This window comes from Sphingomonas arabinosi (assembly GCF_036663715.1).
GTDB lineage: Bacteria > Pseudomonadota > Alphaproteobacteria > Sphingomonadales > Sphingomonadaceae > Sphingomonas.
Map to the genome: position 1 here is coordinate 498,749 of NZ_JAXOJN010000001.1, position 23,642 is coordinate 522,390.

The 23,642-nt window shown below is 65.7% G+C and carries 26 protein-coding genes; 10 read left to right on the plus strand and 16 right to left on the minus strand.

Annotation, left to right across the window (positions count from 1 at the left end; genetic code table 11):
• The first annotated feature begins 78 nt into the window (after positions 1 to 78).
• Positions 79 to 1,968 carry a M1 family metallopeptidase gene (locus tag U1708_RS02270; protein ID WP_332742290.1) on the plus strand — a complete coding sequence of 630 codons (1,890 nt, stop codon included), beginning with the start codon at positions 79 to 81 and terminating at the stop codon, positions 1,966 to 1,968.
• 136 nt (positions 1,969 to 2,104) lie between these two features.
• Positions 2,105 to 2,722: a CHAP domain-containing protein gene (locus U1708_RS02275; protein WP_332742292.1), complete on the plus strand. Its 618-nt coding sequence runs from the start codon at positions 2,105 to 2,107 to the stop codon at positions 2,720 to 2,722.
• A gap of 395 nt (positions 2,723 to 3,117) precedes the next feature.
• Here the strand turns inward: U1708_RS02275 and msrB are convergent, their stop codons facing one another.
• The 4 genes from msrB to U1708_RS02295 all read right to left on the minus strand — a co-directional run bounded on the left by msrB (position 3,118) and on the right by U1708_RS02295 (position 7,322).
• Positions 3,118 to 3,615 carry a peptide-methionine (R)-S-oxide reductase MsrB gene (msrB, locus tag U1708_RS02280; RefSeq protein WP_332742608.1) on the minus strand — a complete coding sequence of 166 codons (498 nt, stop codon included), beginning with the start codon at positions 3,613 to 3,615 and terminating at the stop codon, positions 3,118 to 3,120.
• Positions 3,616 to 3,758: 143 nt separating this feature from the next.
• Positions 3,759 to 4,997, minus strand: coding sequence for a cytochrome P450 (locus tag U1708_RS02285; protein WP_332742294.1), 1,239 nt, complete (start codon positions 4,995 to 4,997; stop codon positions 3,759 to 3,761).
• A 166-nt stretch (positions 4,998 to 5,163) separates the two neighbouring features.
• A complete protein-coding gene (locus tag U1708_RS02290; RefSeq protein WP_332742296.1) occupies positions 5,164 to 6,399 on the minus strand; it encodes an ABC transporter permease in 1,236 nt (411 codons plus the stop codon).
• A complete protein-coding gene (locus U1708_RS02295; RefSeq protein ID WP_332742298.1) occupies positions 6,396 to 7,322 on the minus strand; it encodes an ABC transporter ATP-binding protein in 927 nt (308 codons plus the stop codon). Before U1708_RS02295 ends, U1708_RS02290 begins: the two co-directional genes overlap by 4 nt.
• Before the next feature lie 44 nt (positions 7,323 to 7,366).
• Between U1708_RS02295 and queG the strand changes: the two genes are divergently transcribed.
• Positions 7,367 to 8,503, plus strand: a complete 1,137-nt coding sequence (queG, locus tag U1708_RS02300; protein ID WP_332742300.1) for a tRNA epoxyqueuosine(34) reductase QueG — start codon at positions 7,367 to 7,369, stop codon at positions 8,501 to 8,503.
• Between the two features lie 754 nt (positions 8,504 to 9,257).
• On the opposite strand, the gene U1708_RS02305 is transcribed toward queG, so the two are convergent.
• Together U1708_RS02305 and U1708_RS02310 are read right to left on the minus strand one after the other, a co-directional pair.
• Positions 9,258 to 9,629 carry a hypothetical protein gene (locus U1708_RS02305; RefSeq protein WP_332742302.1) on the minus strand — a complete coding sequence of 124 codons (372 nt, stop codon included), beginning with the start codon at positions 9,627 to 9,629 and terminating at the stop codon, positions 9,258 to 9,260.
• Positions 9,626 to 10,315 (minus strand): EI24 domain-containing protein, encoded by a 690-nt coding sequence (locus U1708_RS02310; protein WP_332742304.1) that lies wholly within the window; start codon positions 10,313 to 10,315, stop codon positions 9,626 to 9,628. The genes U1708_RS02305 and U1708_RS02310 overlap by 4 nt, the downstream gene beginning before the upstream one ends.
• Positions 10,316 to 10,877: 562 nt before the next feature.
• On the opposite strand from U1708_RS02310, the gene U1708_RS02315 reads away from it, so the two are divergent.
• Positions 10,878 to 11,876, plus strand: coding sequence for an adenosine kinase (locus U1708_RS02315; RefSeq protein ID WP_332742306.1), 999 nt, complete (start codon positions 10,878 to 10,880; stop codon positions 11,874 to 11,876).
• A 134-nt stretch (positions 11,877 to 12,010) separates the two neighbouring features.
• Here U1708_RS02315 and U1708_RS02320 read toward each other — a convergent pair whose 3' ends face one another.
• From U1708_RS02320 to hisB, 7 genes are all read right to left on the minus strand, one after another.
• Complete coding sequence (locus U1708_RS02320; RefSeq protein WP_332742308.1) at positions 12,011 to 13,564, minus strand: amino acid permease; 1,554 nt, start codon at positions 13,562 to 13,564, stop codon at positions 12,011 to 12,013.
• Positions 13,565 to 13,675: 111 nt separating this feature from the next.
• Complete coding sequence (locus U1708_RS02325; RefSeq protein WP_332742310.1) at positions 13,676 to 14,053, minus strand: HIT domain-containing protein; 378 nt, start codon at positions 14,051 to 14,053, stop codon at positions 13,676 to 13,678.
• Between the two features lie 143 nt (positions 14,054 to 14,196).
• Entirely contained in the window at positions 14,197 to 14,517 is a 321-nt protein-coding gene (locus U1708_RS02330) for a phosphoribosyl-ATP diphosphatase (RefSeq protein ID WP_332742312.1), read from the minus strand.
• 212 nt (positions 14,518 to 14,729) lie between these two features.
• Positions 14,730 to 15,518, minus strand: a complete 789-nt coding sequence (hisF, locus tag U1708_RS02335; protein ID WP_332742314.1) for an imidazole glycerol phosphate synthase subunit HisF — start codon at positions 15,516 to 15,518, stop codon at positions 14,730 to 14,732.
• A 238-nt stretch (positions 15,519 to 15,756) separates the two neighbouring features.
• Positions 15,757 to 16,494, minus strand: coding sequence for a 1-(5-phosphoribosyl)-5-[(5-phosphoribosylamino)methylideneamino]imidazole-4-carboxamide isomerase (gene hisA, locus U1708_RS02340; RefSeq protein ID WP_332742316.1), 738 nt, complete (start codon positions 16,492 to 16,494; stop codon positions 15,757 to 15,759).
• Positions 16,491 to 17,093: an imidazole glycerol phosphate synthase subunit HisH gene (gene hisH, locus U1708_RS02345; protein WP_332742318.1), complete on the minus strand. Its 603-nt coding sequence runs from the start codon at positions 17,091 to 17,093 to the stop codon at positions 16,491 to 16,493. Before hisH ends, hisA begins: the two co-directional genes overlap by 4 nt.
• Before the next feature lie 112 nt (positions 17,094 to 17,205).
• Entirely contained in the window at positions 17,206 to 17,793 is a 588-nt protein-coding gene (hisB, locus tag U1708_RS02350) for an imidazoleglycerol-phosphate dehydratase HisB (RefSeq protein ID WP_307086999.1), read from the minus strand.
• Between the two features lie 71 nt (positions 17,794 to 17,864).
• On the opposite strand from hisB, the gene U1708_RS02355 reads away from it, so the two are divergent.
• The 5 genes from U1708_RS02355 (at position 17,865) to gmk (ending at position 21,254) form a co-directional block, all read left to right on the plus strand.
• Positions 17,865 to 18,350, plus strand: a complete 486-nt coding sequence (locus U1708_RS02355) for an SspB family protein (protein WP_307086998.1) — start codon at positions 17,865 to 17,867, stop codon at positions 18,348 to 18,350.
• Positions 18,351 to 18,537: 187 nt separating this feature from the next.
• The gene (gene fumC, locus U1708_RS02360; protein ID WP_332742324.1) at positions 18,538 to 19,944 is read left to right on the plus strand and encodes a class II fumarate hydratase; all 1,407 of its coding nucleotides are present in this window, start codon (positions 18,538 to 18,540) and stop codon (positions 19,942 to 19,944) included.
• Between the two features lie 177 nt (positions 19,945 to 20,121).
• Positions 20,122 to 20,334, plus strand: a complete 213-nt coding sequence (locus U1708_RS02365; RefSeq protein ID WP_248522625.1) for a hypothetical protein — start codon at positions 20,122 to 20,124, stop codon at positions 20,332 to 20,334.
• Positions 20,331 to 20,531, plus strand: a complete 201-nt coding sequence (locus U1708_RS02370) for a hypothetical protein (RefSeq protein WP_307086996.1) — start codon at positions 20,331 to 20,333, stop codon at positions 20,529 to 20,531. Before U1708_RS02365 ends, U1708_RS02370 begins: the two co-directional genes overlap by 4 nt.
• A gap of 72 nt (positions 20,532 to 20,603) precedes the next feature.
• Entirely contained in the window at positions 20,604 to 21,254 is a 651-nt protein-coding gene (gmk, locus tag U1708_RS02375; RefSeq protein WP_248522626.1) for a guanylate kinase, read from the plus strand.
• A 116-nt stretch (positions 21,255 to 21,370) separates the two neighbouring features.
• Here gmk and U1708_RS02380 read toward each other — a convergent pair whose 3' ends face one another.
• The 3 genes from U1708_RS02380 to U1708_RS02390 are packed head-to-tail and all read right to left on the minus strand — an operon-like array spanning position 21,371 to position 22,936.
• Positions 21,371 to 22,051: an ATP12 family chaperone protein gene (locus tag U1708_RS02380; RefSeq protein WP_332742330.1), complete on the minus strand. Its 681-nt coding sequence runs from the start codon at positions 22,049 to 22,051 to the stop codon at positions 21,371 to 21,373.
• A gap of 13 nt (positions 22,052 to 22,064) precedes the next feature.
• A complete protein-coding gene (locus U1708_RS02385; RefSeq protein ID WP_332742332.1) occupies positions 22,065 to 22,280 on the minus strand; it encodes a hypothetical protein in 216 nt (71 codons plus the stop codon).
• Positions 22,277 to 22,936, minus strand: a complete 660-nt coding sequence (locus U1708_RS02390) for an HAD-IA family hydrolase (RefSeq protein ID WP_332742334.1) — start codon at positions 22,934 to 22,936, stop codon at positions 22,277 to 22,279. Before U1708_RS02390 ends, U1708_RS02385 begins: the two co-directional genes overlap by 4 nt.
• A gap of 113 nt (positions 22,937 to 23,049) precedes the next feature.
• Between U1708_RS02390 and U1708_RS02395 the strand changes: the two genes are divergently transcribed.
• The gene (locus tag U1708_RS02395; RefSeq protein WP_332742336.1) at positions 23,050 to 23,544 is read left to right on the plus strand and encodes a DUF1440 domain-containing protein; all 495 of its coding nucleotides are present in this window, start codon (positions 23,050 to 23,052) and stop codon (positions 23,542 to 23,544) included.
• Positions 23,545 to 23,642 lie beyond the last annotated feature (98 nt).

Sequence of the window (23,642 nt, forward strand, 5' to 3'; positions counted from 1 at the left end):
TTCCAGCAAGCGGACCCGCACGGTAGGACCGAGGCTTGGCCGCCCCAATCGCCGGGCAACGGCACCATCGGAGTTCCCATGCGCATCCCCGCACTAGCCACCGCCCTCGGTCTCGTTCTCGCATCCCCCGCCGTCGCACAGACGATAGCCCCGATCCTCACCACCCCCGACGCGCGCGACCCGCACAGCTATGCCCGCCCTACCGAGGCCCGCGTCACGCACGTCGCGCTGGATCTCGCCGCCGATTTCGACACCCACGTCATCCGTGGCATCGCCACCCTGTACATCCTCGCGGCCCCCGGCGCCAAGCAGGTCGTGCTCGACGACAACGGCCTGAAGATCGTCAACATCACCGACATGGCCGGCAAGCCGCTCCCCTACTCGGTCGGCGCGGTCGACAAGATCCACGGCGCACCGCTGACCGTCACGCTGAACGGCGCGAAGAAGATCCGCATCGCCTACGCCTCGTCGCCCGACGCGAAGGCGCTGCAATGGCTCACCCCCGCGCAGACCGCCGGCAAGAAACAGCCCTTCCTGTTCAGCCAGGGCGAGGCGATCCTCAACCGCAGCTGGATCCCGACGCAGGACTCCCCCGGCATCCGTCAGACCTGGGAAGCCAAGATCGCCGTCCCCAAGCAGCTGACCGCGGTGATGAGCGGGGACCGTGTCGCCGATGCGGCGGGTAAAACCTGCACCGCCGATCGCTGCACCTTTGAATACAAGATGGACAAGCCCGTCGCGCCGTACCTGATCGCGCTCGCGGTCGGCGACATCGCGTTCAAGTCCACCGGCCCGCGCACCGGCATCTGGGCCGAACCCGCGACGCTCGCCAAGGCCGCTTACGAGTTCGGCGAGCTCGAGAAGTTCGTCGCCGCCGCCGAGGGGCTGTACGGCCCGTATCGCTGGGGCCGCTACGACGTGCTGGTCCTGCCGCCGTCGTTCCCGTTCGGCGGCATGGAGAATCCGACGCTCACCTTCGCCACGCCGACCGCGATCGCCGGCGACCGCAGCCTCGTCTCGCTGATCGCGCACGAACTCGCGCACAGCTGGTCGGGCAATCTCGTGACCAACGCGACCTGGGACGATTTCTGGCTCAACGAAGGCTTCACCAGCTATTTCGAGAACCGGATCATGGAGGCGCTGTACGGCAAGCGCCGCGCCGACATGGAGGCCGATCTCGCCTGGACCGACATGCTCGCCGCGGTGAAGGAGGCCGGGGGCCCCGCCGCGAAGGACACGCAACTCCACCTCGAGCTAGACGCCTCGCGCGATCCCGACGACGGCATGACGCAGATCGCCTATGACAAGGGCGCGGCCTTCCTCCGCACGATCGAGAAACAGGTCGGTCGCGCACGGTGGGATGCCTATCTCCGCAGCTATTTCGACCGCCACGCCTTCCAGCCGCAGACCAGCGCCGGCTTCCTCGCCGACCTGAAATCGAAGCTGCTGACCCCCGCCGAGGCAAAGACGATCGGCGTCGACACGTGGGTCTACAGCCCCGGCATCCCGGCGAACGCGGTGCACGTGACGTCCGCCGCGTTCCCCGCGGTCGATGCGGCGGCGAAGGCGTACGCGGCCGGTGGATCGGTGTCGGGCGTTCCCGGCAAGGCGACCACGCAGGAGATCACGCGCTTCATCACGCAGTTGCCGCGCAAACTCCCGACCGAGCGGCTGAAGACGCTCGACGACGCGTTCGGCTGGAACACAACGGGCAATTCGGAAATCCGCTTCGCCTGGCTGCAACTCGCGCTCGCCAATCACTATGCGCCCGCCGACGCCTCGGCTGAGCAGTTCCTGACCTCGCAGGGGAGGCGCAAGTTCGTCGCGCCGCTGTTCCAGCAGATGATGGACTCGGGCGACTGGGGTCACAAGCTGGCGATGGACATCTACGGCAAGGCGCGGCCGGGCTATCATGCGGTCACGCAGGTCACCGTGGATCGCATAATCGGCTGGAAACTGATGAACTGAGCCTGACGGGGCCGTATTTCGGGCGTTGGTCGGCGCGGTAACACGCTTCGTCGGATATGGTTCCGCCGTGTATTTCAATTAAATCGAACCTCCCGTAGCCAGACTGTGACGAACGGGTTTTGGCCGGGGGGTCTCGATGAATTTCAAGGCGTTAGCAGCGCGTTTTGCGCTGGTGGTATCGTGCGGCCTGATGACGGCCACACCGGCAGCAGCCCAGTTCTGGCAGTGTGTGACGTTTGCGCGCTCGGTTTCGGGGATCGAAATCCGCGGCAACGCAAACACCTGGTGGGATCAGGCCGCTGGCCGCTACGAGCGCGGCCACAGCCCTAAGGCCGGTTCGGTCCTCGCTTTCTCGCCGACCTCGCGGATGCGCGTCGGCCATGTCGCGATGGTCTCGAAGGTCGTCAGCGACCGCGAAGTCCTCCTCACCCACGCCAACTGGTCGCGCCCCGGCGCCGTCGAGACCAACGTCCGCGCGATCGACGTTTCGGACGCCGGCGACTGGAGCAAGGTCAAGGTCTGGTACGGTCCGCAGGGCGACCTCGGCACCTCGGTCTACCCGACCAAGGGCTTCATCTACTCGGGCCACGCGCCCGCCGGCGACACGCTCGATGCGCAGCCCTCGTACCAGATGGCCAGCGCCACCCGCACCATCACCGCAACGCAGCGCGCCAACGCCGCACAGCTCGCCACGATCCAGCACGGCCCGACCGACCCCCGCGGCATCTTCACGCTGGTGAACGAGGCGAACTGAGCCTTACGGGCCCTTCTGCCCGACCGGTTCCGGTAGTGATAATCGCTCCGTTTTACTGCCTGAATTCACCTTGCACCCCAACCAAGGCGGTCGGCCCCCACTCAGATATACCACCCCGGCGAAGGCCGGGGCCCAATTGGTAAGGTCGACGTAACATCGGACTACCGGTAGTTACATCGGTCCCCCAATTGGGCCCCGGCCTTCGCCGGGGTGGTGCTTTTGCTGAATTTAATACAGTCCATGGTAGCCCAGACTAGGCCGTCCCCCCGCGAAGGCGGGGGCCCAGGATCAAGCAGCGCTGCCCTAAGTAATCCTGGACCCCCGCCTCCGCGGGGGAACCGGCAGAGCGAGGGGTGCCTTCAAACAGCAATCCTCTATTCGCCCTCTACCGCGCCTCAAGCCGCCTTGAACGTCAGCGCATCGCCATTCATGCAATACCGCTTGCCCGTAGGCTTTGGCCCATCATCGAACACATGCCCAAGATGCCCCCTGCACCGCCGGCAATGCACCTCGGTCCGCGCCATCCCAAGCGTCGAATCCACCCGCGTCCGCACGGCATTCGGCAAGGGTTGCCAGAAGCTCGGCCACCCCGTCCCGCTCTCGAACTTGGTCTTCGACGAAAACGCCGGCAACGCACACCCGCCGCACGAGAAAATCCCCGCGCGATGCTCGCCATTCAGCGGGCTGGAGTAAGGCCGCTCGGTACCCTCCTTGCGCAGCGTGTTGTACGCATCCGGCGACAGCTTCTTCCGCCACTGCGCGTCGGTCAGCGTCACCTCGAACCGCTCGGCCGCTTGCGCAGGCTGCGACGAGCACCCCCACAAGGCAAAGCCAGCGGCACCCGCCCCGGCAAGCGTAAGGAAAGCGCGGCGATCTGGGGACGTGTTGGTCATGGACATGATATAAGAACGATTCCGTCCGCGAACAGGATGCGACACAGACCCCGTCATCCTGACAAAAGTCAGGATCCAGAGTATCAGGCGCGCCATGCGTGGCTCTGTATCCTTGGTCGAGCCCAGGATGACGGGGGCGGCCGTCAGTATTTGCTGATCTCGACCGGCAGCGTCCGATACCCGTGCACGAAGCACGCGGCGACCCGCGTAGGTTCGGCCAGCACGTTGATCCGCATCCGCCGCGCCGCCATTTCCTCCAGCAAAATCGCGATTTGCATTTCCGCCAGCCGTGCGCCGACGCAGCGATGGATGCCGTGCCCGAATGCCAGATGCCGCCGCGCGTTGGGCCGATCCACCACGATCGCATCCGCATCGTTCCCGAACACGCTCTCGTCGCGATTCGCCGAGATGTACCAGAGCGCAAGCTTGTCGCCCGCCTTGATCTGCTGCCCCATCAGTTCCGCATCGGCGGTCGCGGTCCGCCGCATGTGCGCCAACGGTGTCTGCCAGCGCAGGATCTCACTGACGGCGTTGGGGATCAGCGTCGAGTCCGCCTCCAGTTTCGCACGTGATTCCGGAAATTTGTCCAGACCGTACGCCAGCGCGGACATCGAATTGCGCGTCGTGTCGTTGCCGCCGACGATCAGCAGGATGAGATTACCGATAAATTCGTTGTGATCCATGTGGCTCATCGCGTCCGAGTGGATCATCATCGAGATCAGGTCGGGCGTCGGCTCCTTGTCGATCTTCGCATCCCAGAGGTTTTTGAAATACGAGCCGCATTCGAACATGTGCGCAAGCCGCTGACCGCGCAGTTCCTCGTTCTTCACGATCTCGATATCGCCCGCCCAGTCCGACCACAAAGTCAGCTTCCGTCGATCCGCCCACGGAAAATCGAACAGGATCGCCAGCATTTGCGTGGTCAGTTCGATCGCGACGGTATCGACCCAGTCGAACGGCGTATTCCACGGCAGGCTGTCGAGCATGTACGCCGTCCGCCGCCGTATATCGCCCGACATCCGCGTCATCTCGCTGGGCGTGAACGCAGGCGCGACGGTGCGGCGCTGACCTGTATGCACTGGCCGGTCCCGCGCGATGAACATCGGCATGCGAACGTCGCGCTCGGCGACGAAATCGGCAATCGTGATTCCGCCCGCTTCGGAGGAATAGAGATCGGGGAGCGACTCGACCTCGACGATGCCCTTGTAGGTCGAGACGGACCAGTACGGCCCGTAGTCGGAATGCTCGACATAGTGGACCGGCGCCTCGGCGCGCAAAGTCTTGAACGGCGCTTGCCAGAGGTCGTCGCGGTACAGCTCGGCACGGCTCACATCGAGCGGATCGACCGCGTGTTGCGCCACGTCTCTCACCAGAGTCGCCATCGTCTCTCTCCCGTGTTTTGCCACAGGAGAGGCTTTGCTGACACTTATGTCAATAGGGTCCTAACTTCCGTTCGTGCTGAGCGAAGTCGAAGCATCTGCGCTTGGGGCGTACCCTTCGACTTCGCTCAGGGCGAACGGGAGAGGGGCGGGGGAAGTTTGTAGGACCCTACGCCGCTCCCTTCGCCTTGCGCCGCCAGAACGGCCGCGCGCTCCCCGATTGCAACACCCCCCGCCGGAACAGCCGCGCCCCGACCGTGATGAAGATCGTCACCCACAACGCCTGCCACGCCAGCGCCGCGACATGCGGCCACAGCTCGGCCGAGTTCGCCGCACGCCCGGCCATCGCGAACGGCGACGACAGCGGGAACAGTTCGGCAAACGTCGCGATCCAGCTTCCCGGCCGCGAGACCGCCGCCGACGACAGCCCGAACATCGCCACCTGCAGGATCGTGATCGGCAACGACAGCATCTGGATCTCGCGCATCGTCGACGCCTGCGCGCCGACGCCGAGGAACACCGACCCCAACAGCAGGTACGCCATGCTGAAATAGCCTGCGAACAGCAGCGCGAACATCGGACCCCCGACCGCGGGCGTCAGGTCGCCCAGCGCGACCGCCGCGGCGGCGGGCATCAGCGACGTGATCTGCGTGACCACCGTGCCCCAGAACGCGACGAACAGCACCGCCACGCCGAACATCCCGATCAGCTTGCCGAAGAAAACGGACTCCAACGGCACCGCGGCGGCGAGCACCTCGATTACCTTGTTGTTGCGCTCCTCGGCCATCGTGCCGACGACTTGTCCCGACAGGAACAGCGTCAGGAAGAAGATCCCGAACACCGCGAAGAAGGCGGATTGATGCTGGCCCCCGACCGAGGTGGTCGAGCGCGTGACCTGCGTCTTGGTCGCGGCGATCGTCGGCAGCGTGCCACCCAGCTTCTCCGCCGCCAGCGTCGTCTGCGCCAGCAACCCGAGATAGTCCGCAGAGCGCTTTCCGCGCGGGCCATACAGGATCTGTGGGGCATCCAGCGGACCATAGATCACCGCCGACGCATCGATATCCTTCGTCTCGAACGCCGCACGCGCCTGCGCCGCCGGATCGGCCAACGGCGCGACGGTCGCCAGTTCAGGCGGAGCTTCCTCGTCGCGGAACATGCCACGCAGCCGGGCGTCGGCCTCGTCGATCGGTCGCGCGGTGGAGGCGGGGACGATCGCGATGATCCGCGTCTTGTCCTGCGCGCCGCCGCTGACGCTCGCCGCGCCCAGCCCACCGATCGCGCCGAACGATCCCATGATGACCGGCGCGAACAGGAACAGCAGGAAGATCGGCGTGAAGACGGTAGCGATGAAGTCGCGCCGCGCGATCGTGAAGGTCTGGCGGAGCGTCCGACGGAAGCGGCTCATGCCGCATCCTCCTTCGCGACGGGGGCATGCTGACCGACGATCCGGACGAACGCCTCGTGCAAACCCGGCCGCTCGATCGACAGCCCCGAAATCCCGTATCCCGCGTCGATCAACCTCACGAGCAAACTCTCGATCCCCTCGTTCGGTAGCTCGAACCGCCAGCTATCCCCGTCCGCCACGGCATCCGCCGGCAGCACGCCCCGGATCGCCGGATCGGGACGATGCGGCGTATAATGCACCCGCTGCGGCAGGATCCCGCGCGCGTCCGCCACGGTCCCCTCGAACCGCCGTTTGCCGCCGGCGATGATCGCCAGCCGGTCGCACAGTCGCTCCGCATGGCTCATGATATGCGTCGAGAACAGGATCGTCGCGCCGCGATCCCGCTCGGCGAGGATCAGCGCCTCGAGCCGCTCTTGGTTGACCGGATCGAGCCCCGAAAACGGCTCGTCGAGCACGAGTAGATCGGGCTGGTGCACCACCGAGCCGAGCAACTGCACTAGCTGCGCCATGCCCTTCGACAGCTTCCGGATCTTCTCGTCGACCGCATGGCCGAGCCCGGCGGCTTCCATCAGCACCACCGCACGCTCGCGGCCCGTCTTCCAGTCGAGCCCACGAAGAGCCCCCAGGAACGCGATCGCCTCGCGCGCCTTCATCGCCGGATACAGCCCGCGCTCCTCGGGCAGGTAGCCGACCCGGTCGCTCGCATCGCGCGGATTGTCATAGCCAAGCAGCGTGCGCGATCCCTCGTCGGGCTCGATGATCCCGAGCAGCATCCGCAGCGTTGTCGTCTTGCCCGCGCCATTGGGCCCGAGCACGCCGTACACCGAGCCGCGCGGCACCATGATATCCACCCCATCGACCACGCGCCGATCGTCGAACCGCTTCACGATCCCGCTCGCAGTGACCGCCCATTCATCGTTCACGCGCAATCTTCCTCCCGAGGGTGACGTCGTGGTAGCGGTCGGACGTGGCGCAAGACAAGCTGGAACACCGACTTAAGGCCAAAGCGGCCGAATTGGGTTTTGCCGCTTGCGGAATCGCGCATGCCGATGCCGCGCCGCGCGCCGGCGAGCGCCTCCACCAATGGCTCGCGGATGGCCGTCACGGCGACATGATCTGGATGGAGGAGCGCAAGCACCACCGCGAAAGCCCCGCCGGCCTCTGGCCCGAGGTCCGCAGCGTGATCGCGCTCGGCATGAGCTACGCGCCGAAGGACGATCCGCTGCGGCTCGCGGACGAGGGCGGGGTAGGGCGCATTTCGGTCTACGCGCAGGGCCCGGACTATCACGACGTCGTGAAGCGCCAGTTGAAGGCGCTCGGTCGCTGGCTGGCGCAGGAAGCCGGGCGCGATTTGCCGCCGTTCGACCTGAAGGTGTTCGTCGACACCGCACCGGTGATGGAAAAGCCACTCGCCGAAGCCGCCGGGCTGGGCTGGCAGGGCAAGCACACCAATCTCGTCAGCCGAGAGCATGGCAGCTGGCTGTTCCTCGGCGCGATCTACACCACGCTCGACCTGGAACCGGACCGCGGCGGCGTCGACACCTGCGGCAGTTGCGACGCGTGCCAGACCGCCTGCCCGACCGACGCGTTCCCGCGGCCATACCAGCTCGACGCCCGTCGCTGCATTTCCTACCTCACGATCGAGCATGCCGGCCCGATCCCGCACGAGTTCCGCGCCGCGATCGGCAACCGCATCTACGGCTGCGACGATTGCCTGGCGGTGTGCCCTTGGAACAAGTTCGCCGCCGCCGCCAACGCGAACCTCGCCTTCCACCCCCGCGCGGAACTGGTCGCCCCCGAACTCGCCGACATCCTCGCGCTGGACGACGCCACCTTCCGCACGGTCTTCGCCGGCTCCCCGATCAAGCGCATCGGCCGCACCAAGATGATCCGCAACGCCCTGATCGCGGCGGGCAACAGCGGCGATCCGGCGCTGGTCGACGCGGTCGCCGCGTTGCTCGACGACCCTGCCCCCTCGATCCGAGGCGCTGCGATATGGGCGCTGGCCCGGCTCGACGACCTACGCTGTCGGACCGAGCGCCGCCGCCGTCTACCCCAGGAAGCCGACGACTCCGTCATCGCCGAATGGACCTGCGCGGCGTAGACGCGTGACGATCAAGCGACGTCCGGGATGGGAGGTTGGCGGAAGAGCTGTTTCGAGAAGGCAGGTGGCAATAACCGACATTGCGGGGCTACCGTTTTGACTGGTATGATTGAGAGCTTGGGAATGGCAGGGTTTGGGCATAACGTTCCTCGCCTGTCGCAACCAATCTCAGTTCTAGTGATTTTAGGACTAAGGTTATTTGATACGGTCCATCTAGGAAGGGCGCTCACAATGAGGACTCTGATTGGCTTAGCTTTTGTGTTGGTAACAGTCCCGGCTTCCGCACAGATTACGGGCCCCGCCATGAGCATGAACGGTCCTAATTACAGCATGTTGCTTCCTAGCACGACTGGTAGACTTGGTCTTTCAGAGACACCGACTATGCGAGCAAACAAGCTGGAACGTGCTATTGCCTTACGTGCTGAAGCAGACTCCCTGTTAGAACAAGATGGTGGCAAGCTCACCGCTACCCACGAAGCTTATGTGCGTCGAAAGGCTTGCGCTATTCTTGGCGACTCGCGCTTGCCGGCAGGATCACTCGTTCCCGAACGGCGCTGTACCTAACTCGCCTACAGTACGTGCGCTAGATATCCTCTCATTGGCGCAATTGCCAAGGCAGGCGCGGTAATTAGCTCCCCGACTGGTTGCCTGCGTCAGGCCGCCTTCGCAGGCAATTAATGGTTATCTGAATGAACGACCGCTTGTGAGAATATCCTGAGGCGCTTGAATGTCGGGACTTTGGGCGATGCCTGCGCTACTTGCCCCCTTCGCGCCTGGTCAGCGCGGCGACACAACTCGCGCGGTCGATCGTGCTGCCGTCGGGTTCGCGCGCGTCGAGATAGGTGACTCGGGGGGCGTCGGATCCCTTGGGATACAAATACGCGTCGAGGACGCAGATCCCGCTCTGGAACTGGAGTTTCCGTGCCGAGCCCTCACGTACGTCCGCATCGGGTTGGCCGAACAGCTTGGTCAGGCCGGCGGCGTCCTGGCCCAGCACGCGTTCGAGGCCGACGCTGGTATAGGGGATCGCGGGGCGTCCGATGGCGGGCTTGGCGACCGGCGCCGCGCAGCCCGCCAGTCCGCCGCCGAGCGCTACCGCGACGGCTATAGTGGTCAATCGCGTCATGGCCGGCCTTTGCGAGAATATCGGGCGTGGAAGTAATGCGTCGCCATCGCCGCGCCGAGAACCGGCGCGGCGATGTTAAGGACCGGAACCACGAACAGCCCGGTGTTCGCAAGCCCCAGCACGAACCGCCCGCTCTTGGTCGTCGCACGCCAGCCCCGCATCGCCGCCGCATCCATATGCCGTGCCGCCACCATGTCGCCGAGATCGCGCCCGAGCAGCCAGCCATTCACGACGAAGAACGCGGCCGCCGTGCCGACCCCGGTGACGAGCAGCGCGATGTAGACCGGCAGCATCACCAAATTGACGAGAACGACGCGACCCGCCGAGCGGAGCCCCATGGCGAGGCTGCGCGCGAAGGGCACGGGGCGGGCGGTGCGCAGGGCTTCGGGATAATGCCGCGCCTCGACCGCCGCGACCACCTCGTCGGCGAAGATCCCGACGACAGCGATCGCGACCGCGCGGAACAGCAGCCACAGTGCCAGGATCGTGACGAACAGCGCGAACGCCGCGGCAAGGCCCCCGGCGTGCCAGTCGAGCCACGCGGCCAACGCGGCTTGCGTGCCCCACCACGTGCCGGCGCCGAGCAGCGCGAAGACGAGCAGCGTGGTCAGCATCGACTTCGCGAACACGCGCAGAACGGGCGGGTCGGTGAGTTGGCCGAGCGAGAGGGCAAGGGCGCGGAGCATCGGCTCTGGATGGCGCCGCGTCGAGGGAAGGTCAACGCGGCTTCGCTTCGACGCGGATCTAGCTTTCCCGCATACCGCTCCTCCTCGGTTCCCCCGCGGACGCGGGGGCCCAGCTAAACCACAACCACCGCCCGATACCCTGGACCCCCGCGTTCGCGAGGGAACAGCAGGGGTGCTGCTGCAATGCGGGCATGGAGCGACCAATCGCATCGCCGTAACCGCCAGAACCGCCGTAACCGCCAGAACCGCCGTAACTGCGAGAACCGCTAGAACAGCCGCGACGGCTAGAACCGATTAGATCGCGGAAACCAGCAACCAAAAACCACCACCCCGGCGAAGGCCGGGGCCCAAATGGGGGACGCCAATGACGTAACGAGGAACTCCGTTACGACTACCTTTCCAATTGGGCCCCGGCCTCCGCCGGGGTGGTGCTTATCGGGATGGCATCCGCTCCGGCAGCTCCACAGGCCCCGCCTTCACACGTACCGTACCCCCCACACCAGTTGCACCAATCCCCCCCGCCATTTACGGCAAGGCTTTCCCGCATCCCCGGAGTTCCCTCTTGTCCAACCCAACTTACGACGTCGTCGCGATCGGCAATGCCATCGTCGACATCCTCAGCACCGCCGACGACGCGTTCATCGAAGAGATCGGCGTCGCCAAAGGCTCGATGCAGCTGATGTTCTCATCCGAGGACGCCGACGCGCTCTACGCCAAGATGGGCCCGGGCATGGAGATCTCCGGTGGCTCCGCCGCCAACACCGTCGCCGGCATCGCCGCGCTCGGCGGCAAATGCGGGTTCATCGGCCAGGTCGCCGACGACCAGCTCGGGCAGGTCTTCGCGCATGACGTCCGCAGCATCGGTATCGAGTTCGCCACCCCGGTCCGCGAAGGCGCCCCGACCACCGGCCGCTGCCTGATCTTCGTGACCCCTGACGGCCAGCGCACGATGAACACCTTCCTCGGCGCAGGGCAATTCCTCCCCGCCGCCGCGATCGACACCGCGATGATCGCCGACAGCGCGATTCTTTATCTCGAAGGCTATCTCTGGGATCCGGAAGAGCCGCGCGCCGCGATGCGCGCCGCGATCGATTGCGCACGCGGGGCAGGGCGCAAGGTCGCGTTCACGCTCAGCGACGTGTTCTGCATCTCGCGCCACGGCGGCGATTTCCGCCAGCTGCTCAGCGACGGCCTGATCGACATCCTCTTCGCCAACGAGAGCGAACTCGCCGCGCTCGCCGAGACGGACGACTTCGACGCCGCCGTCGCCAAGATTTCGGCCCAGGTCCCGACCCTGGTCGTCACTCGCGGCGAGCACGGCGCCTGCGCACTCCAGAACGGCAATCGCGCCGAAGTGAAGGCCGAGCCGATCGCCAAGGTCGTCGATACCACCGGCGCCGGCGACCTGTTCGCGGCGGGCTTCCTCCACGGCCAGGCGCAGGGCTACGACCTGCACGCATCGCTGAAGCTCGGCGCAGTCTGCGCGGCCGAGATCATCAGCCATGTCGGCGCCCGCCCGATGGTCGACATGAAGGCGCTCGCCGCCAAGCACATCGGCTGACCTAAGCTTGTGTCCCCGCGCAGGCGGGGACCCAGACTGGGCTCCCGCCTTCGCGGGAGAACAAGCTTTGGTGACGACGAGACACAAAAAAGGGCCGCGGGAGTTTCCTCCCGCGGCCCTTTCTGCGTCCAGTCTCAGTGCGAGCCCGGCGGTATCATATCGATGTCATCGCCACCATCCGTCATCCCACGACCGAGATAGCTCATGCGGCGACCGTAAAGGAAGTAGAGCACCAAGCCGGCGGCGCCCCATAGCGGTAGAACCAGCATCGCCGCGGATGGCAGGTTGAAGAACAGGAAGACGCAGCCAGCGATCGTTGCTGGGGCGACCAGCCAGATCGCAGGCGTTCGGAACGCCCGCTTCCGGTCGGGTTCGGTGCGCCGTAGGATCAGCACCGCGATCGCCACCATCATGAAGGCGTAAAGCGTACCGGCATTGGCGATGTCGGCCAGTTGCCCGACGGGGAGGAATGCCGCAGCGAGGGCCACCGCCGTACCGGTAATTGCGGTAACGATATGTGGCGTCTTGAAGCGCGGATGAACTCGGCTGAGCACTTCCGGCAGCAGTCCGTCACGGCTCATGACGAAGAAGATTCGCGTCTGGCCGAACATCAACACGAGGATGACCGAGGGTAGAGCCACGAAGGCGGCGATGCCCAACATGTTCCCGACCGTACTAAATCCGATCACGCGCAAGACATGCGCCAACGCCTCTTTCGAGCAGACCAGCGCCTCGCCATATTGCGGCAACGCGCACTGACGGGCGAGTTCCTCGGATCCGGCGGGGAAGGGGATGCCGTTCGGTCCCATGATCGGCTGGCCACCGATCGTGCCGATCGCACCCGCCGCGACGAGTATGTAGAAGACGGTGCAAAATAGTAACGAGGCGATCAGTCCGATCGGTACATTGCGCTGCGGGTTCTTGGTTTCCTCGGCTGCGGTCGAGACTGCGTCGAAGCCGACATAGGCGAAGAAAATCGTCGCTGCAGCGCCCACCGCGCCTACCCCTGTGCCGAACCCCCCGAACACACCCGCAGGCAGGAAGGGATTAAAGCGGGCAGTATCGACGACGGGCAGCGTAAGGATGATGAACGCGGTCAGCGCGGTCACCTTGATCGCGACCAGCACGGTGTTCAGCCGTGCGCTCTCGGTCGTGCCGACGATCAGCAAGGCCGTGATGCCCATCGCGATGACGATCGCGGGCAGATTGACGAATCCGCCTGGCGAGCCGCCCAGCGCGAGCGGACCGGCACCGAGCCATGTCGGCAGATGGATGCCGAGAAATTCTCGTAGCACCGTCCCCTGGAAATAGTCCGACCACGTCACCGCCACGGCGGAAGCAGCGACGGCATATTCGAGAACGAGGGCCCAGCCGACCGTCCACGCCAGCAATTCGCCCATGACCGCATAAGTATAGGTATAGGCAGAGCCGGCGACTGGGATCATCGACGCGATTTCTGCATAGCACAGCGCTGCTACGATGCAGATCGCGCCAGCGATGGCAAAGGCCAGCATCAAGCCGGGCCCGGCCTTTTGAGCGCCTGCGGCCGTCAGGGCGAAGATACCCGTGCCGATCACGCAGCCGATGCCGAACAGAGTAAGCTGGAACGCGCCCAGCGATCGGTGGAGCGATTTCTTCTCCGCCGTCGCCAGGATGGCGTCCAGTGATTTCACGCGACCAAAAATCAATTCGGTACCCCCCGGGGATTACAGGGGCCCGGTCAGAAGGCCCCCTTGCTCAATCCCGCGAGCCTAATGGCAATTTTATTACGTGCAATGCTTTAGTGGCCGAAAGCTGCCCTATCGCGTCAGCATCGGACCCAGAGGACGCCCGCCGAAGACATGAACGTGCAGATGCGGCACCTCCTGATGCCCGTCCTGGCCGATGTTAGCGAGCAGGCGATAGCCTGGCTCGACCAGCCCGGCGGCCCGCGCCACAGCACCGACCGCGCGGATGAACCCGGCGATCTCGGCATCGGGCGCCCGCGCGGAGAAGTCGTCCCACGAGACGTACGCGCCCTTGGGGATCACGAGCAGATGCGTCGGCGCCTGCGGATTGATGTCGTGAAACGCGATCGCGACATCGTCTTCGTACACCCGCTTCGACGGGATCTCGCCGCGCAGGATCTTTGCGAAGATGTTCTGGTCGTCATAGGGCTGGGTGGCGTCGATCGGCATCTAGCAGGGCTCCTTTTCCCGAGCATACTCAATTTCGTCATCCCCGCGAAGGCGGGGAGCCATATCCTCGAACGCCGGTGATCCTGTCGCACGGCCAGCCATTATGGGTTCCCGCCTGCGCGGGAATGACAAGACTGGTCGGGTCAGCCGGTCCGCCCAGCCTTCTCGACCAGTCCGCCGACACCCTCGCGCCGTTGCAGTTCAGCCCGCACGTCGTCCAAGCTCAACCCCGCATCCGCCAGCAGCACAGCGAGATGAAACATCAGATCCGCCGCTTCCGGTACGATGCTCGCCTCGTCGCCCGAGCATGCCGCGATCACCGTCTCGACGGCTTCCTCGCCGAGCTTCTGCGCGATCTTCGGGCGGCCCTTGGCGAACAGGCTCGCAGTATAGGAAGTGTCGGCGGGCGCATCGCGACGCGCGCGGATGGTCGCCTCGAGGCGGTCGAATACGGGGTCTGCCATATCGGACTTGCTGGCGTAGCAGCGCAGGCGGGTCAATCCTTCTCGGGCAGTTTGGTCCGGGCAAACCGCTTCCGCAACGCCCGCCGCACCAGCCACACGCCGACCGCGGCAAACCCGAAGAGCGCGATGTCCGACAGTTCCGCCCGGTCCGTGGATGAACGATGCCGCTATGCCCCGACTGCACCGCGAGTAGCGGCAGGGCGATCATCGGATCAGGCCGGCTGGTATCGTTCAGGGCGATCCGGCGAACGAACCGGGATCCCCGCCGCCGCCAGCGCGGCATGCGCGTCGCCGATCGACGCCTGCCCGAAATGGAAGATCGACGCGGCCAGCACTGCGCTCGCATGCCCGTCACGAATGCCCGCCACCAGATCGTCGAGCCCGCCGACCCCGCCACTCGCGACGACCGGCACGCTTACACGGTCGGAAATCGCCCGGATCAGGTCGAGGTCATAGCCACTGCGCGTCCCGTCGCGGTCCATCGAGGTGACGAGCAGTTCGCCCGCGCCGAGTTCGGCAAGCTTCAGGGCATGTGCGATCGCATCGATCCCGGTCGCGCGCCGGCCGCCATGCGTGAAGACTTCCCAGCCTTCCCCGGACCGCCGCGCATCGACACTCGCGACGCAGCACTGGCTGCCGAACCGTTCTGCGATATCCGCGACCAGTTCCGGCCGCTCGACTGCCGCCGAATTGACCGCCACCTTGTCCGCCCCCGCCAGCAACAGCGCCCGCGCATCATCTGCCGTCCGGACCCCGCCGCCAACCGTCAACGGCATGAAACACACCGCCGCCGTCCGTCGCACCACGTCGAGGATCGTACCCCGACCCTCATGGCTCGCACCGATATCGAGGAAGCACAGCTCGTCCGCCCCGGCCGCATCATACGCCCGCGCCTGCTCGACCGGATCGCCGGCGTCGCGCAGTTCGACGAAGTTCACGCCCTTCACCACGCGCCCATCGGCGACGTCGAGACACGGAATGACGCGCGCACGAACCGTCATGCGCCGAGCCGAAGAAATGGTTCACGCGGAGACGCGGAGACGCGGAGACGCGGCAAAGCCGCTAAGAATTTTTCGCGCAGAGGCGCAGAGGACGCAGAGAAGAAGGCGGGAACTCGGGCGGGCAGGACTCCGTCGCCAGTGAGGAAACAATGAATGCTGCCGCGCACTGCCTCCGCGCTCCCTACGCCTCTGCGCGAAGAGCTCTCGCTTCCTCCGCGTCTCCGCGTCTCCGCGTGAATCATCCTGCTGCCTTCGCTACACTCAACGCCGCCGCCAGATCGAGCCGGCCGTCATACAACGCCCGCCCGGTGATCACGCCCTCGACGCCATCCCGCACATGCAAAGCCAGCACGTGGATCTCGGCAATCCCCTTCACGCCACCGCTGGCAATAACAGGAATATCCACCGACCGCGCCAGATCGACCGTAGCGTCGACGTTGCACCCCTTCAGCATCCCGTCACGCCCGACATCGGTGAACAACAAAGACGCCACCCCAGCATCCTCGAACCGCCGCGCGAGATCGACGGCAGTCGTGGTGGACACGTCCGCCCAGCCCTTGGTAGCGACCATGCCGTCCTTAGCGTCAACCGCGACCACGATCCCGCCCGGAAAATCCTTGGCCACGCCGCGCACGAATTCCGGATCCTCCAGCGCCGCCGTCCCGATCACCACGCGAGACACGCCCAGGTCGAACCAACCCTCGACACTAGCCCGCGTCCGGATTCCACCGCCAAGCTGCACATGCCCCGGAAACTGCGAAACGATCGCCCGCACCGCGTCGCCATTGACCGAAGCCCCCGCAAACGCGCCGTCGAGATCGACCACGTGCAGATGCTCCGCGCCCGCGTCCGCGAACAGCATCGCCTGCGCCGCCGGATCGTCGCCATAGACGGTCGCCCGGTCCATATCGCCCTCGGCAAGCCGTACGACCTGCCCCGCCTTGAGGTCGATCGCGGGAAAGATAATGAGGCTCACGGCCGCCACTCCAGAAATCGTTCGAGCAAGGCCAGGCCGTAGCGCTGGCTCTTCTCAGGATGAAACTGCACGCCGATCATGGTCTCGCGACCGATCGCCGCGGTGACCGCGCCGGCATGCTCGGTCGTCGCGAGCACGTCCGAGCCCTCGAACGCGAAACTGTGCAGGAAATACGCCTCGCCCGGCTCGATCAACGGATGCGGCGTGGTTGGGACGACGTCGTTCCACCCCATGTGCGGCACCTTGGCTTCCATGGTCCCCGGCTCCAGCCGTCGCACGCGTCCGGGCACCCATCCGAGTCCGGCATGCATCCCCATCTCTTCACCCGCATCGGCCATCAACTGCATGCCGACGCAGATCCCGAGAAACGGCGTAGCCTCGTCCCGCACGCGTCTGTTGAGCGCCTCGACCATTCCCGGCACCGCCCGCAACGCCGCAGCACACGCGCCATAAGCCCCAACTCCCGGCAGCACGATGCGCTCGGCCTTGGCGACCACGTCAGCGTCCGAAGTCACGACCAGATCGACACATCCGGCCGTCCGCAGCGCGTTCTCGACCGAGTGGAGGTTCCCCGCGCCGTAATCGATGAGGGCTAACATAACCCCCCTCCCTGGAAGGGAGGGGTAGGGGGTGGGTCGGCCAGTTGGCAGGTGATGAGCGTCCCTAGCGGCCGACCCACCCCCGGCCCCTCCCTTCCAGGGAGGGGGGAAGTCACAACATCCCCTTGGTCGACGGAATCGCGTCCGCCTTCCGCGGATCGATCTCGATCGCAGTCCGAAGCGCCCGCGCGACACCCTTGAACGCCGCCTCGGCAATATGGTGGTTGTTGCTACCGTACAGCGTCTCGACGTGCAGCGTGATCCCCGCCGCCTGCGCAAAGCTGTGGAAGAAATGCTCGAACATCTCCGTGTCCATGCCGCCCAAGCGCGTCTGCGAGAACAGATCCTTCCACACCAGCCAAGGCCGCCCGGAAATATCCAGCGCCACCCGCGTGAGAGTCTCGTCCATCGGCGACAGCGCATCGCCGTACCGCGTGATGCCGCGCTTGTCGCCGAGCGCCTGCGCGAACGCCTGCCCGATCGCGATGCCGGTATCCTCGACGGTATGATGCTCGTCGATATGCAGGTCACCCTTGGTCCGCACGCGAAGATCGATCAGCGAATGACGCGAGAGTTGCTCGAGCATGTGATCGAAGAAGCCGACCCCGGTCTCGACGTCGTACACGCCGGTCCCATCGAGGTTCACGGTGACGTCGATCGCCGTCTCGGCGGTGGAGCGGGTAATCGTGGCGGTGCGCATGCCACCTCCCATAACGTGCGCCACGACGCATGCAATCTTGACCGCCAATCGAATGACGCTACCCAAGGGAAATGACCGATGGACTGCCCGATAGCCTGATTCCCTACGACGAGATCGTACAAGAAGCCCTGCGTGCCGTGGTCGGCCGCGTGCTTGGCTCCGTTGCGGACGCCGGCGGGCTTCCCGGCGAGCATCATTTCTACATCACCTTCAAGACGCAGGCGCCCGGCGTCGACATCCCGAAACGCCTGATCGAGCGTTTCCCGGACGAGATGACGATCGTCATGCAGAACCGCTATTGGGACCTCATCGTCGATGACGAGCGCTTCTCGATCGGGCTGTCGTTCAACCAGGTGCCTTCGAAGCTGGTCATTCCCTATTCGGCGATCACCGCGTTCCAGGATCCCGCGGTAAGCTTCGAACTCCGCTTCCAGGCGCAGGACGGTGCGGACGACGCACTTGGCGACCACGACGAAGCGGAAAACGACGGCCCGACCGCAGTCCCGATCGAAGATGGCTCGAACGTCGTAGCCGTGGATTTCAAACGGAAGAAGTGACCCAAACTCCCTCGCCCCTACGGGGAGAGGGAAGGAGCCCGCCGTACTTGCGGTGGGAAGGGAGAGGGGCGTTGGGACACGCGTCCTAAGCCCCAAAGCCCCTCACCCTTCCGTCGCCTGCGGCTCCTCCCTCCCTCTCCCCGAAGGGGCGAGGGATCCCGAGCACGCTACGGAAGGTTGATCCCGCATGACCCAAACCCGCACAGAAACCACCCGCACAGAAACCGACACGATCGGCCCGATCGAAGTCCCCGCCGACGCCTATTGGGGCGCCCAAACCGAACGCTCGATCGAAAACTTCCCCTTCGGCACCCGCGAACGCATGCCGATCGAGATCGTCCATGCGCTAGCCCTCGTCAAACAAGCTGCCGCCCGCGTAAACCGCTCGCACGGCCTCGACGAGAAAATCGCCGCCGCGATCGACTCCGCCGCACAGGAAGTCATCGACGGCAAGCTCGACGACCAGTTCCCCCTCGTCATCTGGCAGACCGGCAGCGGCACGCAGTCGAACATGAACGCGAACGAGGTCATCGCCGGTCGCGCCAACGAGGTCCTCACCGGCACTCGCGGCGGCAAGTCCCCGGTCCATCCCAACGACCACGTCAACATGAGCCAGTCGTCCAACGACAGCTTCCCGACCGCGCTCCACATCGCCGCCGCGATCGCCACCACCCACCGTCTCATCCCCGCGCTCGACAAGCTCCACGCCGCGCTCGACGCGAAGGCCAACGCCTGGGACGACATCGTCAAAATCGGCCGCACGCACCTGCAGGACGCGACGCCGCTGACGCTCGGGCAGGAATTCTCCGGCTACGCGAACCAGCTCTACCGCTGCCGTCACCGCATCGAGCCCGCGATCAGCCACGGCATGGTCATTCTCGCGCAGGGCGGCACAGCAGTCGGCACCGGCCTCAACGCCCCCACCGGCTTCGGCGACGCAATCGCGCACGAACTCGCCGAAATTACCGGCCTGCCATTCGTCAGTGCACGCAACAAGTTCGAGGCGCTGGCGTCGAATGACCCGCTCGTGCATCTTTCGGGCACGCTCAACACGCTGGCGGTCGCGCTGACCAAGATCGCCAACGACATCCGCTTGCTCGGCTCAGGCCCGCGCTGCGGCTTCGGCGAGATCGACCTCCCCGCGAACGAGCCCGGCAGCTCGATCATGCCGGGGAAAGTGAACCCCACCCAGTGCGAGATGCTGACGATGGTCGCCGGCCAGGTGATGGGCAACCACGTCGCGGTGACGGTCGGCGGGATGCAGGGCCATCTGGAACTGAACGTGTTCAAGCCGCTGATCGGCGCCAACGTGCTCCGCTCGATCGACTTGCTCGCCACCGCGATGGAAGGGTTCGCGGAGCGCTGCGTCGACGGCATCGAACCGAACCGGGGCCGCATCGCCGAACTGCTCGACCGCTCGCTGATGCTGGTCACCGCGCTCGCCCCGGAGATCGGCTACGACGCGGCCGCGAAGATCGCCAAATATGCGCACGCCGAAGGCCTGACGCTGAAGGAAGCCGGCCTCGCCCTCGGTCTGGTCGACGCGGAAACCTTCGACAGAGTCGTAAAACCCGAATCGATGCTCGGCCGCTAACGCGCGTGCGTACGTCCCAAATCCGTTCGTGCTGAGCGAAGTCGAAGCATCCCTGCTTAGGACACACCCTTCGACTTCGCTCAGGGCGAACGGAAGGTCAAGGGGTAGCCGCGCCACTCAGTCGGGAACCCAAACGCCCGTCGCGCGCTAACCCGCCACACGAGCAGGAGAAATTACGTGGGCGCAACGACCATAGGCGCGCTGATCGGCGCAGGCATCGACTCGCTCAGCGGCGACGACGGCAACGCAGACGGCGCGATCATCGGTGCGATCACCGCCAACGTACTCAAGATCGTCGTGCCCATGGCCGTGACCTACGCGATCGGCTGGGCGGTGCTGCGCGGTGCAGCGGAACTCAAGGACCAGGTTTTCGGAGAGGTGAAATCATGATCGGACGTATTATCAGCGCATTGGTTGGCCGCGAAATGGGCCGTCGCGACGGTTCGGGCGGCACCTCGGGTGCGGTCAAGGGCGTGGTCGCAATGAGCGTACTTCGTCGCATGGGTCCGCTCGGCATGGTTCTCGGCGGCGGCTACGCAGCCAAGAAGGCCTATGACCGTAACAAGGCGCGCAAGGCAGGCTATTAATCCGCCTTCGTAATACCTCGCGCGGACTGCGCATGGGTTGACGCCCATGCGCAGTCCGCGGCAAGGGCGCGCATGCCCCACACACTTCCGTCCGACCCACATGGTTTCCGTCGCCGCGGTGTCCTGTTCGTCCTGTCCTCACCGTCCGGTGCCGGCAAGTCGACCATCGCGCGCAGATTGCTCGCGGACGAGCACGAGTTGGAGATGTCGGTCTCGGTCACGACCCGGTCGATGCGACCCGGCGAAGTCGACGGCAAGGACTACCATTTCACCGACCTCGAGGGCTTTCGCGACATGGTCGCGAAGGACGAGTTCCTCGAATGGGCGCACGTCTTCAACCACCGCTACGGTACGCCGCGCGCGCAGGTCGAGGAGATGCTGGCCGCCGGCAAGGACGTCCTGTTCGACATCGACTGGCAGGGCGCGCAACAGCTGTTTCAGATCGCCGGCGGCGACGTCGTCCGCGTCTTCATCTTCCCGCCCTCGATGGAAGAACTCCACCGCAGGCTCACCAGCCGCGGCACCGACTCGACCGAAGTAATCGAAGCTCGTATGTCGCGCGCGGCCAACGAAGTCAGCCACTGGGACGGCTATGATTACGTGCTGGTCAACGACGACGTCGACAGCTGCATCCGCGGCGTGAAGACGATCCTGGCCGCCGAACGCCTCAAACGCTCGCGCCAGACCGGCCTCATTGGTTTCATCCGCAGACTGACCCGCTGATCTTCCCCCCCTCCCTGAAAGGGAGGGGCCGGGGGTGGGTCGGCTGCTTGGGGATCGGTGGTTCAGCCAACAGGCCAACCCACCCCCAACCCCTCCCTTTCAGGGAGGGGGGCAAGTCAGAGCAGCTCTAGAAACTTCACCCCGAACCCGAACTCGACCCGCTTCAACTCGCGCAGCTGAGTCGCCTGCCAGTCCTCACCCCACATCTCGACCGACCAGTCCTCGTCGATCCCCGACGCAGCCCAGGCCGCGTCCGCATCGATCTCGCCCTCGATCAGCGCCAGCCCGATCACCAGCGACCCAGTCAGCGTCACCACCGGCGACAACCCCGCCAGCCGGAAATCGTCATACGCCGCGACCGCCTCGTGCAGCCGCGCGACCGTCGCCGCCGGCTGCGCGACATGCATCACGCCCGCCGTCACCGCGAACGTCACGTCGTAGCGCCCCCGCGCCCACGCCAGCAGCGGATCCCACGCCGCCGCCTGCCGCTCGACCAGCAAAGGCGGGCCGTCGGCGCGGTAACACAGCAGGTCGCTCTCGCCATACGCCGCCAGCCGCGCGGCAAACTGCGCAGGGTCGTTCGCGATCGGATCCGTCGCCGCGTTCGCCAAGCCCGTCAGCGGCATCGTCCGCGGATCGATCGTCTCCCCAACCGCGCGCCACTCCTCCGCCACCGCCTCGGCCAGCGCATCGCTCGGCAGCGCCAACGGTCGCCGCCCGGGCGTCCGCACCGGCTTGCCGTCGAGCGTCACCACCCGGTCGGCATCGATCGCCACGTCTTTCCAGAACCGCTTCATGCGCCCATTCCATTCATTCAGGCGTCCGCCAGCGATGTGCCAGGCTGCGCGGGACCAGTCCGATCATCAGCAGCGCCGAAAATACGATCGCTATCCCTAAGATTTTCGGTGCAAAGTCGTGCGCGCGCGCCACCAAAATCAGCCCGAGCAATGCCCCCGCCACGCCGGCCAGTCGTATCCCGACGAGCATCATCCAGCGCCGCTGCGCCAATTTGTCGGCTTCGGTCATGGACGCGCCACCATGCGCAGCAAGTCCGGCACCGCGGTCGCGACGACATCCGCACCCGCGTCGGAAAGTTCGTGCACGTCGTGATACCCCCAAGCGACTCCGACCGCCCGCACTCGCGCCGCCCGCCCCATCGCCATGTCGAAGCTCGTATCGCCAATCATCGCGGTCGTCTCCGCGCTCGCGCCAGCCTCCGCGATCGCCGCCAGCAACATCGCCGGATCGGGCTTCGACGGATGCCGGTCCGCGGTCTGCAACGTCACGAACCGATCGGTGATCCCGTGCGCGGCAAGGATATGCGCGAGCCCGCGATCCGACTTCCCCGTCGCCACGCCGAGCGCCCAACCGTCGTCGGCCAGCGTCTCGATCACCTCGCCGATTCCCTCGAACAACGGCTCGTCCGCCAGTTCGCCACTCGCCCGCATCGCATGGAACGCGCCCTTGTAGTCGCTGGCGAGCGACCGGTGCAGCGCGTCGTCCGCCTCCGGCAACAGAACCTGCATCGCCTCGACGAGGCTGAGCCCGACGATCCGCCGAATGGCCGCGCGCGGCGGTGGGATCAGCCCGGCGCCCTCGAACGCCCGTTCGCACGCGACGCAGATATTCGCCTGGCTGTCGACGAGCGTCCCGTCGCAATCGAACACGGCAAGACGGGTCATGAGATTTTCCAACGCATCCCCGCCCCGTAGATCACGCGTGCACGTGAGGGAACGCCAAACCGGAACGCGCGCGCCGGCAAACGGTTCGTGCTGGATACCTCTGGAGACTGACGATGACGGACGCACCGACCGACACCCCGAACATCTGGGCCGCCGCTGCTGCCGGCCTGGTCGCCGGCCTCGCCGCGTCGTTGGCCATGGACCTGTTCCAGGCCGGCATCGCCGCGCTGTCCTCGTCGGAAAGCGATGCGGAACCCGCGACGCAGAAGGCGGCGGACAAGGTGTCGCAGGTCGTGGTCGGGCATGAGATCCCCGACGATCGCAAGCCGCTTGCCGGACAGGTCGTACATTACGCGCTCGGCGCAGGGCTGGGGGTCGCCTACGCGGTGGCGGCGGAATACCGGCCGGCGGTGACGGCGGGGTTCGGGACGGCGTTCGCGGCGGTGACGACGGCGGTGCTCGACGAGACGGCGGTTCCGGCGGCAGGGCTCGGCGATGCGCCGTGGAAGACGTCACCAACCACGCATCTGTATAGCGCGACGTCGCACATCGTGTTCGGAACGGTGACCGAGGGTGTGCGTCGGTTGCTGCTGGGCTGGCTGAAGTAAGGCGCGATCTACACTATTTTCCCGCGCAGGTGGGGGCCCAGGAATCAAGCAGCGCTACGATCGTGGCCCTGGACCCCCGCCTTCGCGGGGGAACGGTA